The sequence below is a fragment of the Streptomyces sp. NBC_00513 genome (assembly GCF_041431415.1).
Lineage (GTDB): Bacteria > Actinomycetota > Actinomycetes > Streptomycetales > Streptomycetaceae > Streptomyces.
In genome coordinates this window covers 6,293,794-6,309,821 of record NZ_CP107845.1, presented here as the reverse complement: position 1 = coordinate 6,309,821, position 16,028 = coordinate 6,293,794, and the positions used below count along the sequence as shown (strand labels likewise).

Below are 16,028 nucleotides of genomic sequence, written 5' to 3'. Positions count from 1 at the left end.
CCACCTCCCCCTTCATCCCGCCGTCAGCTTCTCCCATGCGGCGCGATCCGGTCCGACCTCGTTCGGCGCGTAGTCCGGCCGGTCCGCGAGCCAGCGCGCCACCCGCGCCCTGACCTCCGGGTCCGCGTAGGCCCGTTCCGGCGGGTCGGCCAGGTGGCGCACGCGGGCCCGGGCCCGCATCACCTCCGGGTCCTCCAGCGCGCAGTCGAACAGCGCGGCCACCTCGCGTGCCGTCCCGGTACGAGCCGCCCTGGTCGCGAACCGCTCCCCGATGGCCGCGTCGGCCACGACCTGGAAGTCGAACCACGGTTTCAGCGTCCGAAGCGCCCAGGCGTGGTACTCGGCGGCGAACCGGTACGAGCCCGGGTCCTGGTGCGCCGTGCGCGCCACCCGGCTCGCGGCCCACAGGGCGAGCGAAGTTCCCTGGCCCAGGGTCGGGTTGGTGTGGGTGATGGCGTCCCCGACGGGCACCAGCCCGCTCACCACCGGCCCCTGCTCGTCGGCCGGCGCGGACCAGCGATTGTCCAGGCTCGCGGCGGCCATGACGTCGGACAGCGGTTCGGCGCCCAGGCCCAGCCACGCGGCGCCGGGAGGGAAGGCGCGCGCGGCGGCCTCGAACACCTCGGGATCGCGCAGCGCGGCGCGCGTGGGATCCCCCGTGTGCACGAACAGCGTGACGGCGAAGACCCTGTTGTCGGCGGGGAAGACGGCGCACCCGGCGAACGCACCGCCGGTGACCGCCCAGGGGCGGCGCGGGCCTTCGTCCATGCCGTCGGGCAACCGGTACCAGCGGCAGAAGTACGCCAACCCCGTACGGTGCCGCTCCACGGGGACGGGGCGGCAGCCCGCCTCGGCGAGGAGGCGTTCGACGCCGCCCCGCCGCCCGCCGGCGTCGACCACGAGGTCCCCGGAGAACGTCCCGGTCGGCGCGGTCACCCCCGTGGCCCGGATCCCTTCGGGCCCGGTCACGGTGGTCAGCCCGATGACCGGCTCTCCATGACGTGCGACCACCCCGGTCTCGGCACGCAGGGCGGTGGCCAGCGCGCTCTCCAGGACGATGCGCCGGGCTTGGAGCATGACGAGGTCCTCGTCGCCGGGGCGGGTGGGCGGGCGGGCGTCGAACCAGTCGAGCTCGTGTCGTTCACGCGCCCCGAGCCGCAGCATCTCCGCGTGGACGTCGGGCAGTTCGACGCGCAGTACGTTCCGTGCGGCGCCGAGCAACGCGTGCGGTTGGGTCGCCTGGGGCACGGCCGGGCGGTGCCAGCCGAAGAAGTCGCGGTCGAGCGCGGTACCGGGAGCACGGGTGTCCCGTTCGAAGAGTTCCACCGTGTGGCCGCGCCGGGCGGCGAGCAGCGCGGTCGCCTGCCCTCCGATGCCTCCGCCGATGATCAGGACATGTGCCATTGCGCCCCCCTGAGCCAAGGAACCGTACGACGATCACACGGATCAGAGCCTGCACGGCCGGCAGGTGCCCGAAACCCGCACACATGTCCCCATCGCCTCGCACGATCACGCGAACGATCGGAACAGGTGCGCGCGGAACCGGTGCGCACGGAACCGGTGCGTCGTGGCAACCGGTGCGTCGTGGCGACCGGCCAAGGCACGGCAAAGGTCAGCCGGCGTCCCCGCGGCCGGCCCTCAGCGCACGGCGGGTCTCCTCCTCGATCAGGTCGGTGTTGATGGCGACGGCCGCCCGGACCCCTTGCGCGGCGGCGCCCGCCACCTGCTCCATCGGGGACGTCACGTTGCCCGCCGCCCATACACCGGGCAGCGCCGTCGCCCCGGTCTGCGGATCCGAGTCCACACAGGTGCCGACCACCCGGCCGTCCCGCTCGATCGTGGCCTCCGGCAGCCCCAGGCCGGTCAACACCCCGGACCGGGCGGTGAACCGCGGGCCCACCACCAGCGCCCGACAGGCCACCGACCGGCCATCGGCCAGCACGACCGCGGCGAGCCGGTCGTCCGTACCCACGTCCAAGCCCGTCACCTCGCCCTCGATCACCTCGACCCCCCGGGCCGCGAGCAGTTCGCGCTCGTCCCGTCCCGGCGCCCAGGTGTGGGACAGCAGCGTCACCCGGTCGCTCCACTGGCGCCAAAGCCCCGCCTGGTGCACGGCGAGGGGCCCGGTGGCCAGCACGGCGAGGGGCAGGTCCCGCACCTCCCATCCATGGCAGTACGGGCAGTGCAGCACGTCCCGCCCCCAGCGGTCCCGCAGCCCCGGCACGGGCGGCAGCTCGTCCAGCAGCCCGGTCGCGACCAGGAGCCGGCCCGCCCGTACGACCGAGCCGTCCCCGCACCGGACCAGGAATCCCCCGCCCGGTACGCGGTCGGCGGCGACGACGGTGCCGGCGGCCCCGGACCGGATCCGGGCCCCGTACCCGAGTGCCTCCGCCCGCCCGCGGGCCAACAGCTCGGCGGGGTTCGCGCCGTCGTGACCGAGGTACCCGTGCACGTGCGCGGCAGGGGCGTTGCGCGGACTTCCGGAGTCGAGCACCAGCACCGACCGCCGGGCCCTGGCCAGGGTCAACGCCCCGGCGAGCCCGGCGGCTCCACCACCCACGACCACGACGTCCGCGACATTCGCGTCTTCCGCCACACCAAGCCCACTCGTCACACCCGTCGCACTCACCGCACCCGTCGAACTCACAGCACCCACCACATTCGTCGCACCCGTCGAACGCACAGCACCCATCACGCCCACCACACCCGTCGTACTCACAGCACCCGTCGTACTCACAGCACCCACCTCACCCATCGCAATCCAATCCACCCGCCACACCCGTCTCGCGGACTCGCTTCAGTCGCTGGCGGCCCCGAGCGTCACCCCGACGCGCCCCGCTTGACAAATGTCCTTGCCGAATCGGCAAATGGAGCCATGGCCCCCGCACCCGCCGGACCCACCGGACCCACCGGACCCACCGACCCCGCGGCATCCACCACCGAGCCCTGGGTACGCGCCGCTCCCCGACCGAACGCCGTCGTGGGCGTCGGCCTCGTCGTGGTCGACACCGACGGCCGAATCCTGCTCGGCCTGGCCCATGACGGCCGCTGGGAACTCCCCGGCGGCAAGGTGGACCCCGGAGAGGGCTTCGAACAGGCCGCGGCGCGGGAACTCGCCGAGGAGACGAGCCTGCGCGCGAAACCCGAGGACATCGACGTCCTGGCCGTCCACATCGACTCCGCGTCCGGCGTGACGCGACTGACCGCGGCCGCCGTCACCCGCACCGCCGAGGGCACACCGGCGGTCACCGAGCCCGACAAGATCGCCCGTTGGGCCTGGTTCGCCCCCACCGAGATCCCGGCGGACCTCTACGTCCCCTCGGTGACGGTCCTGCGCACCTGCCTCCCCGAAGCCCGCGGCCTTCCCGCCGTCTCGACGTACGACTACGCGACGCACGGCTGGGCCGGCACGCATCCGCAGTGAGAACGGCGTCCTTCGGGGCGGCAGGCCGATTCCAGCCCCATCCTGACCAACCGGCCCGGCGAACGTCGCCGTACATGCCGCCGAGCACCCAGGCGGCGTCGGGCCGTCCGGGCATCTCGTCACCGGTGAGACCGTCGTCCTGGGCGAGCCCGGCGAGCCAGTCGGTCTCGGAGGCGGCCGCGAGGGGCCACGGGGCAAAGAGGTCCGCCCGGATCGGCGACAGGCCCTTCGTTCAGGTCGCCGCCCCCGCGGTCGGCCTCGACCTCGGTGCGAAGTTGCCGTCGCGCAGGTCCTCCGCCAGCAGCCGCTTGGCGATGGCGTCGGCGGCCGCACGCAGTTCCGCGCTGCGCGGCCGGCCCCGGTCCTTCTCCAACCGGTCGCCGAGCCAGTCGCCCCAGGCGCGCGAGATGACGCCCGCCTCCCGCTCTCCCGCCAGGGTCAGGGAGACGAAGTCGTTCTCGCGGGCCAGGTACCCCTCGTCCACCATCCGTTCGAAGACCGGCAGCAGGACTTCCGGCGGGAGCGAGCGCCGCGCCGCGACCAGGCCGAGGCTCGAGTACCCGACCGTCCGGATCAGCAGGTCCACCTGCATCACCGCCCACGCCCCCGCGATGTCCAGGCGGGTGTCCGAGGCGGCGACGATCCCGCGCGCCGTGTCCGCCCCCATGCTCCGTACGAGTTTGCCGACGGCCAGCTCCAGCAGTTTCGCCGAGTCCCCGGAGGCCGTGGCGGGCGAGCCGAAGCCGTCGCCCATGTCGGTCGAGCCGGCCCGGGCGCTGTCACGCAGCCTGACCTGCTTGAGGAAGAGGGCGACGACGAACCCGAACAGCGCGACGGGCACCGTCCACAGGAACACCGTGTGCAGGGCGTGCGCGTACGCCTCGATGATCGGCGCGGCCGTCGCCGGGTCCAGCCCGTGCACCCCCTCGGGGCTGTGCGCGGCCTCGGCCACCTGTGCCGGGTCCGCTCCGGTGGCTCGCGCGGCCTCCGGGATCGCGGCCTCCAGTGCGGGTCCCAGGGTGTTCGCGTAGATGGTGCCGAAGACGGCGGTGCCGAAGGCGCTGCCGAGCGTACGGAAGAAGGTGACGCCGGAGGTGGCCGTGCCGAGGTCGGCGTAGTCGACGGTGTTCTGCACGGCGATCGTCAGGACCTGCATGGACAGGCCGATGCCGGTGCCGAGCACGAACATGTACAGCGATTCCAGCCAGGACGCGGTCCCCGGCTCCATCCGCGAGAGCAGGTACAGGCCCAGTGCCATGACGGCGCAGCCGACGATGGGGAAGATCCGGTAACGGCCGGTCTTGCTGACGGTGTTTCCGCTGAAGACGGAGGCGATCAGCAGGCCGATCACCAGGGGCAGGGTGCGGACGCCCGAGATCATGGCGGAGTCCCCGTCCACGTACTGGAGGTACGTCGGCAGGAAGGTCATCGCGCCGAGCATCGCGAACCCCACGACGAAGCTCAGGACGGAGCACACCGCGAAAACGGGGTTGTGGAAGAGTCGCATCGGCAGCATCGGCTCCGCGGCCCGCGTCTCGACCAGGCAGAAGAGGGCCAGCGCGACGAGACCGCCCGCGAACAGGCCGATGATGACACCCGAGGTCCAGGCGTACTCGTTGCCACCCCAACTGGTCGCCAGGATCAGCGCGCTCGCCCCGATGGCGATCAGGGCGATGCCCAGGTAGTCGATGACCGGTTTTCCCTCGGCGCGCACCGACGGGATGGTGCGGGCGGCCGCGATGACGACGAGGATCGCGATGGGAACGTTGACGTAGAAACACCAACGCCAGGTCAGCTGGTCGGTGAACAGTCCGCCGAGCAGCGGTCCGATGACGGTGGCGACACCGAAGACGGCGCCGATCATGCCCTGGTACTTGCCGCGCTCGCGCAGCGGGACCACGTCGGCGATCAGCGCCATCGCCGTGACCATCAGGCCGCCGGCGCCGATGCCCTGTACGCCGCGCCACACGATCAGCAGGGTCATGTTGCTCGCGAGACCGCACAGGAACGAGCCGGTGATGAAGATGACGGCGGAGAGCTGGAAGATCAGTTTTCGGCCGAAGAGGTCGCCGAACTTGCCGACCAGTACGGTCGAGACCGTCTCCAGCAACAGGTACGAGGTGACCACCCACGACATGTGGTCGCCACCGCCGAGGTCGGCCACGATCGTGGGCAGGGCGGTGCCCACGATCGTCTGGTCGAGCGCGGCCAGTAGCACGCCGAGCATGATCGTGCCGAAGACGACGTTGCGCTGCCGCCGGTCGAGCACGGGGGGCGCCGCGACTACGGCGGGGGCGGTGGTCACATCTCGCACTCTCACAGCACGCCCGGCGCGGCGCATGCGGCGCTGGGCCGTACGACTGACCCCAGCCGGCCGGGCACGACCGGCCGGACGCCTCCCCCCGGCGCCGCGTCAGCGCAGGTAGGCCAGCCCCGGATGCTCCGCCGCGTACCCGTCGAGGAGGCGGCGGGCCACGCCCACCGAGTCCACGAGCGGGTGCAGGGCGAAGGCCTTGACGGCGCTCGCCCGCGAGCCGCTCGCCGCCGCGGCGAGGACCTCCCGCTCCACCGCCTTGACCGAGGTCACCAGCCCCACCGCGTGCAGCGGCAGGGGGGCCACGCCCACCGGGTGCGCCCCGTTGGCGTCGACCAGGCAGGGCACCTCGATGACCGCCTCGGCGTCGAGCACGGACAGGGTGGAGCCGTTGCGGACGTTCAGGATCAGGGTGGCGCGTTCGTCCCGGGCGATGGCCCGCATCAGCGCGAGCGCGACCTTCTCGTAGCCGCCGGACTCCAGGTCGCTCTCGTCGCGGTCGCCGACGCCCGCGGCCTCGCGATTCTCGGCCATGTACGTGGCCTCGCGCTCGGCCCGGGTGCGGTCCCAGGCCGCGAGTGCCGCGCCGGCGGGCCGGCCGGGCAGGGCCGCCTCGGCGTAGAACCCGCGTTGCCGGTCGCGCAGGAAGGCTCCGCGGGTCTGCTCGACCTCCTGGTAGGCGCGCACGGTGTCGCGGTTGAAGTAGTAGTAATGGAGGTACTCGTTCGGGATCGCGCCGAGCGAGCGCAGCCATGCGGCGCCGAAGAGCCGGCCCTCCTCGAAGGACTCCAGGGCCGCGTCGTCCGCCAGCAGCCGGGGCAGTTCGTCGCGTCCGCCGACGCGCAGCCCGCGGACCCATCCCAGGTGGTTGAGGCCCACGTAGTCGATCCAGGCTTCCTCGGGCCGGGCCCCCAGCAGGCGCGCGATGCGCCGGCCGAGCCCCACCGGGGAATCGCAGATGCCGATCACCCGGTGGCCGAGTTCCTCGGCCATCGCCTCGGTCACCACGCCGGCCGGATTGGTGAAGTTGATGACCCAGGCCTCGGGGGCGATCCGGGCGATCCTGCGGGCGATCTCGCGTACCACCGGCACGGTCCGCAGGCCGTACGCGATCCCGCCCGCGCCCACGGTCTCCTGCCCCAGGACTCCCTCGGCCAGGGCGATCCGTTCGTCGGCGGCGCGGCCGTCGAGGCCTCCGACGCGAATGGCCGAGAAGACGAAGTCGGCTCCGCGCAGGGCCTCGTCGAGGTCCGTGGTGGTGACGACGGTCGGCGCGTCCGGTACTCCGGCGGCCTGGTCCGCGAGCACCCGTGCCATGACGGTGAGCCGGCCGGAATCCTCGTCGTACAGGGTCACGCGGGTCACCCGGCCCTCGGCGTGGTCGCCGAGCAGGGCTCCGTGGACGAGCGGTACGCGGAATCCGCCCCCGCCGAGGATGGTCAGCCGCACGCTTCTACCGCCCTTCGCCAGTGCCACGATCGGCGACACGGATGCGGTGGCGCGTCCTGCGCGTTCCCGCTCCGCGGCATCCGGGACGCGGCACACGATCAAGGAGCCCAGTGTCCCCCGCCGGCGCCCCGCCGGGGATCACCGCGTCTACGACGGCACGGCGCGCAGGCGCGCCCCCTGCTGGTACGGGGACGTCGCCACGCCGCGGATCGGGCCGGTCGGCAGACCGTTCGGCGCCGACAGGACGAGGGTGATGCGGGCCAGGCCCATCTCCTCCAGCATGCGGCTCGATTCGGCCACCATCCGGCAACGCACCAGACCCCAGCCGGGGTCCGGGTGGCGCACGGTGCGTACGGCCCCGTCCAGTTCGGCGGCGGCCGCCCCGTGGGTGCTCAGCCAGTGGGGGACGCCGTACCGGTAGGCGGCCTCCATGAACGGGTCACGGGCGACCTCCTGGCGGATGCTGCGCAGCCCCTCGTCGTCAGGGGCGACGGCCAGGGCGTTGGCGAACTGGGCCAGGAGCGGTACGCACCAGGCCGGTTCATGGTCCTCCAGAACGGCGGCCGCGTCCGGGTGGAACAGTACGAAGCGCAGGAAGTTGTCGTCCGGCAGGGCCGTGGGGTGCGGGCGCACGGACTGGAAGAGCCGGTCGAAGGCGGAGTTGGTCAGGGCCACGTCCCAGCGGTGGTCCACCAGGAAACTCGGGTACGGCACGGCTTCCATCAGGGCCGCGTAGTCGCACAGGTAGTCGCGCTGGGCGGGGTCCTCGGGCAGCCGGTTCTCCTCCGCCGCGCGCCAGGTGGGCGGCGGGTCCCGGTCGACCATGACGCGGAACAGCCAGAAGCACTGGCGCTCGCTCATCTCCAGGGATTCGGCCAGGGCGAGCAGCTTCCGGTCGGTCCATTCCTTGACCAGGCCGCGTTCCCAGTTTCCGTACGCGCGCACGCTGATGCCCAGCCGTGCGGCGATGTCCTCCTGGCTCAATCCGAGTTCTTCGCGGCGCCGGCGCAAAATCTCCTTGCGTCGCTCCGACCGCACTGCGCCACGGGCGGTTTCATCGTCCGCCAGGCGCTCCTCACCGGCTCGGGCGAGGCCATCGGACGGGCCCACCGCTGCGAGATGTAGCACCGAGAGCTCCCCCTCCTCACGGTCTGGATCTTCATTTCCGTGTGGCGATCCTGCTACCGACTTCATTCGAGTGTCAACTATTGTGGCAATTCCAGCCTCTTGGCAGCTCATTCCCGCCACAGCTGTGGCAAGTTCTGGCCCTGCCGCGCGAGACCGGATAGATTCCCTGAGGCCGACTCACGTGCCTGTACCGACCTCGCGCGATCTAGGAGAACCACTGGTGACAGACGGCTTCCCGGCTCCCGTCGCGGTGGCCAACGTGTCTCTGGCAGCCACCGTCACGCGGGTAGCCGAACTCGCGGGCAAAATGGGCCGTGACCTTAACCAGGTCTTCGACCTGCGCAAGCTCTCGGACGCCTCCGGCGTTCCCACGGACGTGGTCAAAACCCTCCTCGACGGCCGGCGGGCCGGCGAACCCGACCTCCAGACACGCTTCCTCCAGCGGCTGGACCTGCTGCGACGCACCCGGGTGAAACCCAACGGCCGCCGCTACACTCAGCAGGAGATCGCGGACGGCGCGGGCATGTCCCGGCAGCAGGCAGGAGCCTTGATCAACGGCGACCGGCGGCCCACCATGGAGCACTGCGACGCCATCCAGCGCTTCTTCGGGGTACACGCGGGCTTCCTCACCGCCCACGACGCCGACGCCCTGACCGATGCGCTCCAGCGGACCGAACAGCAGTTGCTCCAGGACTTCGCCGGACGCGAGCGGCAAACCGTACCGGCCGAAACCGCTTCGGTGGGCGATCCGCTGGCAAGACTCCTGCAGGACCACGGAGTGCGGGGGATCGCCTGGCGCGCCGCCCAACTGCCCAGCGACAAGCACCGGGACAAAGTGACCGAATGGCTGGACATGCTCCTGGAAAGCGTCAAACCGAACGAATCATGACCCAGTCGAAAGTCTGGATCTGATCCTTGAGTCCTGATCCGGATCCGCGCCGACGGGGAGAACGGTGAGCATAGGCAGAGAGCAGCGGCGGTTGTGCGGGGAACTCGTGGCCGGCCTCAAGCTGACCACCCCCGTGGAACCCGTGGACCTCTACGCCGCCCTCTGTGAGGGCATGAGCAGACACCGCGGCCGGCCGGTGCAGTTCCGGATGGCACCGTTCCCCCAGGGGACGGCGAGCGGCCTGTGGCTCGACATGGCGGACCGCGATCTCGTGGTCATCGAGGAACGCACGGCGCCGGACCACCAATTGGTGATCCTCGGCCACGAGCTATGGCACATGAAGGCCGGTCACTGCAGTCACCACGTCGACGGAGCCGCCGTCGCCGCCCGGATGTTGACCGACGAAGCCGACCTCGGCGAGACGGTTCGCCGGGTCGCCGCGCGCACCCGCGCCGACGTCCGGGAAGAGACCGACGCGGAAACCTTCGGCCTCCTCCTCGGCAGCCGGTGCCGGACGTGGCTGGCCGGGTCCTCCGGCCAGCGCGCACCCGCGCAGCGCGACCAGTTGGCGGGCCGCATCGAGACCTCCCTCGGCTACCGGGGGCACAGGAACGAGCATTGAACGGACAGGACTACTACATACCGGCCGTCGCGATGGCGATCTCCCTCGTCTTCAAACTGCCGGCACTGCGGACCAACTGGCGTGACCCGCTGCTGCGCTCGGTCTGTTTCCTGCTGCTCCTGGCCGGATCCGTGTTCACCTTCGCCGCCCCGCCCACCATCGGGGCCGTCAACCGGTGGACGGGAATCACCAACTTCTCCGCCCCCTGGGTCTACTGCCTGATGACGGCGTTCAGCGCCTCCTGTCTCGTCCTCCTCCTCAACTGGAGGGGCGGACCCGCCGAGGACATCCGGCGCGCCTCCCGCCGGTGGATCACCGGCTACGCCCTCGTCATCGCCGTCATCATGATCCTCTTCGCCCTCGGCTCCACCCCCGTGGAACGGCTGCGGGACTTCGACACCTACTACGCGAACACCCCGTGCATCGGGCCGATGATCGGCCTCTACCTGGTGGCGCACACCGTGGCGGCCATGACCATGGTGGCGATGTGCTGGCGCTGGTCCCTCCAGGTGAACGGCTGGCTGCGCAGCGGCCTGGTCGTCATCGTGTGCGGATACGCCTTCAGCCTCACCTACGACGCCGCGAAGTTGTCCGCGGTCGTGGCTCGCTGGACCGGGCACGACCTGGACGACCTGAGCACCTACGTGGCCCCGCCGCTCGCCGCCGTGGGCGCGCTGATCAGCGCCATCGGCTTCGTGGTGCCGCTGCTCTGCCAGCGGATGTCGGACAGCCTGCACGCCTGGTCGACGTACCGCCGCCTGGGCACGCTCTGGCACGAGGTCCAGCGCACCGCGCCCGCCGGCGTCCCCGGCGTGCGGATGTCCTGGTGGTCCCCGGCCGAGATCCGGGTGATCCAGCGGGAGTCGGACATCCACGACGGTTTCCTGCGGCTCGGCCCGTGCTTCGACCGGCGGCACCGGGATCTCGCCTACGAACGGGCCCGCGCGGACGGCGAGGACGAGGTGACGGCGCGCGCCGTGGCCGACGCCGCGATGGTGGCGGCGGCCGTACGCGCCGACGTCGGCGACGCTGAGAGCGCCGGGGACGAGGGCGAACGGGTGCTGATCACCGCCGAGGGAGCGCGCGACCTCGTACGGATCTCCCACGCGCTGCGGCACTCCCCCGTGGTGGCGGCGGTGCGCCGGCAGGCCGCCCTCGCCGGGACCGGCCCGTAGGCCCGTCCCGGCCGGAGCCCGGAGAGACGGTCTAGCGGGAAGCCGTCACCGACAGGGCGGGGAAGAGGTCCTGGAAGGGCCCGGCCGAGTCGATCCCGTCCCGGCCGTAGGGCGCGTCGAAGCTCCACACCATGAACAGCAGCATCACGATCAGCGCGCTGAACAGCCCCGCCAGCAGCAACTCCCGCCCGGAGCGGCGGATCTGGAGGGTGAAGATCAGCCCGACCGTGACCACCCCGCCGACCAGCAGACCGAACCACACCACGCCCGGCAGCGTGGACTCGTCGCTCTGCAGCCGCGAGTGGCGGGCGTCGTCGGCGGTCGCGATGTGGTCGAGCAGCGGCTGGTAGGCCTGTGCCTGGAGTTCGGTGGTCGGGCTCTGGTGGGTGACGTCGCCGCGCAGCGTGCCGAGCAGCCGCGCACCCTCGGCGGAGGCGGACTCACCCGAGGTCAGGAGCGGCCAGTCCACGGCGACGGTGTGGGCGACGTACGCGTTCACCTCGCCCCGGATCCGGTCGCGGACCGGGGCCGGGTAGACGTCGGCGCGCTGGGTCACCTCGTACAGCGACTGGGCCTCGCGGCGCACGCTGTCCTCGGCGGTGCCGCGCGCCTCCCAGACGCCCGCGATGGCCAGGCCCAGGACGATCGCGTAGACCACGCCGACCATCATCGTCATGTACTCGATGACGTCGGGGGTCTCGCTGGTGTCCTCGTCGGCGGCGACCCGGCGGTGCCGGATCGTGGTGATGGTGAGGACGAGGGCGCAGACGAGCGCCATGGCGATGGCCAGGACCAGCCATTCGGACACGAGGGATCTCCCGTTCGGAAGTTCGGTGGGGAAGGGACCGCGAGGCCGCCGGGCGGCTAGCCGCGGCCCTTGGAGCGGGGTCGCAGCGCGGCGGCGGCGAGCACCGCCGGGGTTCCGACGACGACCATGAGCATCATGGCGGACAGGCCGTCGGGGGCTCGGCGTTCGGACGCCGAGGGGTGGTACGGGCGCATCCGGAAGGCACTGGTGAACTCCGTGGCCGTCCTCGCCCGGGCCGGCGCGGGCGCGGCCGACGGCACGGGTTCGGCGGGCGAGGCGGCGGCCGGTGCCCCCGGCCGGGCCGGGGCGGCCGGGGGCCGGACGGGGAGTCCCGGTGCCGGGGCGGTGTGCGGGCCCTCGGGGGCCGCGGGGAGCCCCGGGGCCCGGCCCGGGTGGTGCGCGGTCGGCCCGGCGCCGGGCAGGGTCATCCGTACGGGCGGCCGGAGGACGGGTGGCACGACGGACGGTACGGACGGCGGCAGGACGACGGCCGGCCCGCCGGCGGGTGGCCGGACGTGCAGGGACCCGCCCGGTACGCACACGTCCACCCGGGCGCCCCGCCCGTGGCCGTCCCCGGCCACGGCCACGTGCCCGTGCAGCGGACAGAGGGCGCCCACCAGGCCCGCCCCGGCGACGTACTGCCATGCGGTCACCACGCGGCACGACCTCCCGATCCGTTCGTCAGTCATGACCGGCGGCAGCGCGGGTCACGGCTGAAGAAACGATCACGGCGCGGCTTCGACACGCGCCATACAGGTCAAGATCTTGTACGAAGGGTCACCTCGGGCTTCGGCCGGCCCGCCCCCACCGGCCCGGCTCGTCCCGTCACGGCGTCCACACCGGCGTGGACCGGTGATCGGCGGGCCGATTCCGGCAGCTCAGCGGGGCGGTGCGGGTGTCGGGCTCGGCCGTGTGAAAGGTCTCGGGGACCGGAGGCGCGGTCACATAGGCTGCCTGTATGTCCGCTTCCGCCGTCCTCCCGGAGCCACCCCGCGAACCGCCCGTCGCCGTGTGGAGTGTGCTGCGGCGGCCGGGCCGGTTCCTCACCTCCTGGTGGCCCTGGCGCTGTTGGGGATACCTCGGTACCGGATCCGTTCTGGGCTACGCCGTGTTGCTCGCCCTGCTCGGGCTGGTCGGCCTGGGACTGCTGCTCGCCGTCGTCGGCGTCGGGCTGCCGCTGCTGATCGCGGCCGCGACGCTGGGCGTGCCGCTCGGGCGGCTGGAGCGGCGGCGGCTGCGGTTCGTGGAACCGGCGCCGGTCGCCGACCCGCACGCCTCGCTCGCCGGGGCCCGGATGTCCGCCCGGCTGCGCACCCGGCTGCGGGAACGGTCCACCTGGCGGGAGTTCGGGTACGCCGTCCTGCTCGGGCCCGTCTTCGGGGCGGCCGGCTTCGGGGTGCTCACGCTGCTCGCGTTCTCCCTGGTCCTCGTCGCGACCCCGGTGTTCGTGTGGGCCGTCGCCCCGGACCAGGTCATGCTGATCCCCGGCCGGGCGGTGTCCGGCCCGCTGGAGGCCTTCTGCGGCACCGCCGTCGGTCTGTTCGCACTGGCCGTGACCGGGTACGCCGGGGCGCTGCTCGCGGGGGCTCAGGTGAAGACCGTACGGCTGCTCCTCGGCCCGCGCGAGGAGGACGCCCGGGTGTGGGAACTGACCCGCTCACGGGTCCGTCTCGTCGATGCCTTCGAGGCCGAACGGCGGCGCATCGAAAGGGACTTGCACGACGGGGCACAGCAGCAGCTGGTGGCCCTGAGCATGACGCTGGGGCTCGCCGAGATGGAGCTGCGCGAGGTCCCGGGGGCGGTCGACGCCGCCGCGCTCGTGGCCCGGGGGCGGGGCGAGGCACGGCTGGCCCTGGAGCAACTGCGCGACCTCGTCAGGGGAATCCACCCTCAGGTGCTCACCGATCACGGTCTCGCGGCCGCCGTCGCCGAGGTCGCGCAGCGCCACCCGGCGGCGGTGACGGTGGACCTGGACCTGCCCCGGCTGCCCGACTCCGTCGAGATCACCGCGTACTTCACGGTCACCGAGGCCCTGGCGAACGCGGCCAAGCACAGCGGGGCCGCGCACATCGGCATCGCCGGTAGGGTCGAGACGGGCCGACTCACTCTCACCATCACCGACGACGGCCGCGGCGGGGCCGACCCCGGCGCGGGAGCGGGTCTGGCGGGTCTCGCGGACAGGGTGGCGATGTTGCAGGGCAGGCTGGTGGTGTCCAGTCCGGTGGGCGGACCGACCGAACTCCGGGTGGAGGTGCCGTGCTCCGGCTGATCCTCGCGGAGGACTCCGTGCTCCTGCGGGCCGGGCTCACCGAGTTGTTGACCCGCGGCGGCCATCACGTGATCGCCGCCGTCGGCGACGCCGATCAGCTGGTGCGGGCCGTGGAGGCGGAGCGACCCGACGTGGTCGTCACGGACGTGCGGATGCCCCCCGACTTCCGCGACGAGGGGCTGCGGGCCGCACTCGAACTGCGCGCCCGGGACGCCTCGTTGCCGGTTCTGGTGCTGTCCCAGTACGTGGCGACCGCGTACGCGACCCGGCTCCTCACCGCCGGCGGGCGCGAGCGGGGCGCCGGCGGCCTGGGCTACCTGCTCAAGGACCGGGTCGGCGAGGTGGCCGAGTTCCTCGACGCGCTCGAACGGGTGGCCGGCGGGCAGACCGTCATCGACCCCGAGGTGGTGCGCGTCCTGCTGAGCGCCCGGACGGCGGACCTGCCGCTGTCGCGGCTCACCCCGCGCGAACGCGAGGTCCTGGCCCTGATGGCGGAAGGGCTCAACAACCAGGCCCTGGCGGCCCGTCTGTTCGTGACCGAGGCGGCCGTCGTCAAGCACGCGAGCAGCATCTTCATGAAGCTGGACCTGGACCCGACGGAGGGGAACCGTCGCGTCCTGGCCGTACTGGCCCACCTGCGGGGCGTACAGGCCTGACCGCGCCCGGCGCCCCTCCGCCCGGGGACCCGCCCGTACGGGTCGGGGGCGGCGCGCCCGGACCGGTCCCCGCCGGCCGCCCGGAGCCCGCGACGACGAGGGAGCGGGACGGGAGGGACATCGAGCGGGCCCACAGGGAGAGCACCAAAGGCAGCGCCAGGTACCCGAAGCGGCCCGCCGGGGCCAAGAGGAAGGCCAGGGTGAGACCGATCGCGAGGCGGTCGGCGGCGGCCCGCAGTGTCCGGGGCGGACGCGACACCAGGGACGCGGCCACGCCGAGAGCGCCCACCACGAGCAGACCCGTCGTCAGGTACCAGCCCCACGGCCCGAGTTCCGCCAGCAGATGCCCCGGCAGAGGGCTGCTCGCCGGGGTCGGCACCTCGGCCCGGCCCGTGGGGAAGGCGAACACCTGCCCCCACATCTGCGCCGGCTGGAGCAGCGCGCTCGGCAGCACCAGCGCGGCCGTCCCCGAGACCGCCACGAGGGCGCAGCGCACCGCGGCCCGCCTGCCCCGAGCGGCCGCGAGGACGGCGACCGCCACCGCCACCGCGGGCAGCGCCGTCCACTTCAGCGCGCACGCCCCGGCGAGGGCCGCTCCGGCGAGCGCGGGCCGGCCGGCCACGGCAGCCGCCAGGGCCAGGCAGCACAGCCCGGTCAGCGGCAGGTCGACGCCGCTCACGACCAGCGGCAGCGCCAGGACAGGCGAGGCCACCAGGACGGGCAGCAGGCCCCCGGGCTCCGCGCCCACGACCCGGCGCCCCGCCCACAAGGCGGCGAACAGGGCCGCCGCACACCACAGTCGGGCGTCGCCCGGCGGGCCGGGCAGCACGCCGGGGATGCCGAAGGCCGCCATCCCCGGCAGGTACGGGGTGTAGTCCTCGACCCGCGCCGGGCGGTCGATGTAGATCCGCCCGGAGTCCAGGAGGAGGCGCCCGGACCGCTCGATGACCGCCACCTCGCTCTGCCCCTGCCCGGTCAGCACCAGCCACAGCAGCGGGACGGCCACGGCGCCCGTCAGGGCCACCGCGACGGCCGCCCCCGGCCGGCGGGCGGTGAGGCAGGCCGCTCCGAGGTAGCCGAGGGCCGCGCACCAGCCCCAGAGCCGATGCGGGGCGAGGGTGGAGAACAGCGGGAAGCACAGGGCCCACGCGGCCGCGAGCAGCCACAGTGCGGTCATTCGGGGCGCGGTCCACCAGGAGCCGGGGGACGGGGTCGGGGAAGGGGTCATGGGTCCATTGCAGCCGTGCTCCCCCGGCGGGGTCTGCACGCCCAAGTGGACACTTCGGGGTGGGGT

Annotated in this window: 14 protein-coding genes; 6 read left to right on the top strand and 8 right to left on the bottom strand. The window is 73.0% G+C overall.

The window, feature by feature from the left end; translation table 11 throughout:
- Positions 1-12: 12 nt before the first annotated feature.
- Together OHA84_RS28815 and OHA84_RS28810 are read right to left on the bottom strand one after the other, a co-directional pair.
- Positions 13-1,404: an NAD(P)/FAD-dependent oxidoreductase gene (locus tag OHA84_RS28815; RefSeq protein WP_266969091.1), complete on the bottom strand. Its 1,392-nt coding sequence runs from the start codon at positions 1,402-1,404 to the stop codon at positions 13-15.
- Positions 1,405-1,612: 208 nt separating this feature from the next.
- Positions 1,613-2,596, bottom strand: a complete 984-nt coding sequence (locus OHA84_RS28810; RefSeq protein ID WP_266969093.1) for an NAD(P)/FAD-dependent oxidoreductase — start codon at positions 2,594-2,596, stop codon at positions 1,613-1,615.
- Positions 2,597-2,875: 279 nt separating this feature from the next.
- On the opposite strand from OHA84_RS28810, the gene OHA84_RS28805 reads away from it, so the two are divergent.
- Positions 2,876-3,424, top strand: coding sequence for an NUDIX hydrolase (locus OHA84_RS28805; RefSeq protein ID WP_266969095.1), 549 nt, complete (start codon positions 2,876-2,878; stop codon positions 3,422-3,424).
- 232 nt (positions 3,425-3,656) lie between these two features.
- Here OHA84_RS28805 and OHA84_RS28800 read toward each other — a convergent pair whose 3' ends face one another.
- From OHA84_RS28800 to OHA84_RS28790, 3 genes are all read right to left on the bottom strand, one after another.
- Entirely contained in the window at positions 3,657-5,765 is a 2,109-nt protein-coding gene (locus OHA84_RS28800; RefSeq protein ID WP_266969097.1) for an MDR family MFS transporter, read from the bottom strand.
- Positions 5,766-5,837: 72 nt separating this feature from the next.
- Complete coding sequence (locus OHA84_RS28795; RefSeq protein WP_053679953.1) at positions 5,838-7,187, bottom strand: 6-phospho-beta-glucosidase; 1,350 nt, start codon at positions 7,185-7,187, stop codon at positions 5,838-5,840.
- 147 nt (positions 7,188-7,334) lie between these two features.
- Entirely contained in the window at positions 7,335-8,381 is a 1,047-nt protein-coding gene (locus OHA84_RS28790) for a helix-turn-helix domain-containing protein (protein WP_371591475.1), read from the bottom strand.
- Positions 8,382-8,535: 154 nt separating this feature from the next.
- Here OHA84_RS28790 and OHA84_RS28785 point away from each other — a divergent pair, with 154 nt between their 5' ends.
- From OHA84_RS28785 to OHA84_RS28775, 3 genes are all read left to right on the top strand, one after another.
- Positions 8,536-9,204: a helix-turn-helix transcriptional regulator gene (locus OHA84_RS28785; RefSeq protein ID WP_053679957.1), complete on the top strand. Its 669-nt coding sequence runs from the start codon at positions 8,536-8,538 to the stop codon at positions 9,202-9,204.
- A gap of 64 nt (positions 9,205-9,268) precedes the next feature.
- Positions 9,269-9,826 carry a hypothetical protein gene (locus tag OHA84_RS28780; RefSeq protein ID WP_053679959.1) on the top strand — a complete coding sequence of 186 codons (558 nt, stop codon included), beginning with the start codon at positions 9,269-9,271 and terminating at the stop codon, positions 9,824-9,826.
- Positions 9,823-11,001, top strand: coding sequence for an MAB_1171c family putative transporter (locus OHA84_RS28775; protein ID WP_266969101.1), 1,179 nt, complete (start codon positions 9,823-9,825; stop codon positions 10,999-11,001). The genes OHA84_RS28780 and OHA84_RS28775 overlap by 4 nt, the downstream gene beginning before the upstream one ends.
- A gap of 31 nt (positions 11,002-11,032) precedes the next feature.
- Here OHA84_RS28775 and OHA84_RS28770 read toward each other — a convergent pair whose 3' ends face one another.
- Both OHA84_RS28770 and OHA84_RS28765 read right to left on the bottom strand, forming a co-directional pair.
- Positions 11,033-11,809 carry a DUF4239 domain-containing protein gene (locus tag OHA84_RS28770; RefSeq protein WP_266950537.1) on the bottom strand — a complete coding sequence of 259 codons (777 nt, stop codon included), beginning with the start codon at positions 11,807-11,809 and terminating at the stop codon, positions 11,033-11,035.
- Between the two features lie 56 nt (positions 11,810-11,865).
- Positions 11,866-12,465: a hypothetical protein gene (locus OHA84_RS28765; protein WP_053679965.1), complete on the bottom strand. Its 600-nt coding sequence runs from the start codon at positions 12,463-12,465 to the stop codon at positions 11,866-11,868.
- 302 nt (positions 12,466-12,767) lie between these two features.
- On the opposite strand from OHA84_RS28765, the gene OHA84_RS28760 reads away from it, so the two are divergent.
- Positions 12,768-14,078 (top strand): sensor domain-containing protein, encoded by a 1,311-nt coding sequence (locus tag OHA84_RS28760; protein ID WP_266969104.1) that lies wholly within the window; start codon positions 12,768-12,770, stop codon positions 14,076-14,078.
- Entirely contained in the window at positions 14,066-14,734 is a 669-nt protein-coding gene (locus tag OHA84_RS28755; RefSeq protein ID WP_053679969.1) for a response regulator transcription factor, read from the top strand. Before OHA84_RS28760 ends, OHA84_RS28755 begins: the two co-directional genes overlap by 13 nt.
- Here the strand turns inward: OHA84_RS28755 and OHA84_RS28750 are convergent.
- The gene (locus OHA84_RS28750; protein ID WP_266969106.1) at positions 14,652-15,962 is read right to left on the bottom strand and encodes a glycosyltransferase 87 family protein; all 1,311 of its coding nucleotides are present in this window, start codon (positions 15,960-15,962) and stop codon (positions 14,652-14,654) included. The genes OHA84_RS28755 and OHA84_RS28750 overlap by 83 nt on opposite strands.
- Between the last annotated feature and the right edge of the window lie 66 nt (positions 15,963-16,028).

Bases quoted from the DNA above. Each gene is read 5' to 3' on its own strand.
- OHA84_RS28760 (WP_266969104.1), top strand. From the start codon at position 12,768: ATGTCCGCTTCCGCCGTCCTCCCGGAGCCACCCCGCGAACCGCCCGTC.
- OHA84_RS28790 (WP_371591475.1), bottom strand. From the start codon at position 8,381: ATGAAGTCGGTAGCAGGATCGCCACACGGAAATGAAGATCCAGACCGT.
- OHA84_RS28805 (WP_266969095.1), top strand. From the start codon at position 2,876: ATGGCCCCCGCACCCGCCGGACCCACCGGACCCACCGGACCCACCGAC.
- OHA84_RS28750 (WP_266969106.1), bottom strand. From the start codon at position 15,962: ATGACCCCTTCCCCGACCCCGTCCCCCGGCTCCTGGTGGACCGCGCCC.
- OHA84_RS28815 (WP_266969091.1), bottom strand. From the start codon at position 1,404: ATGGCACATGTCCTGATCATCGGCGGAGGCATCGGAGGGCAGGCGACC.
- OHA84_RS28800 (WP_266969097.1), bottom strand. From the start codon at position 5,765: ATGCGCCGCGCCGGGCGTGCTGTGAGAGTGCGAGATGTGACCACCGCC.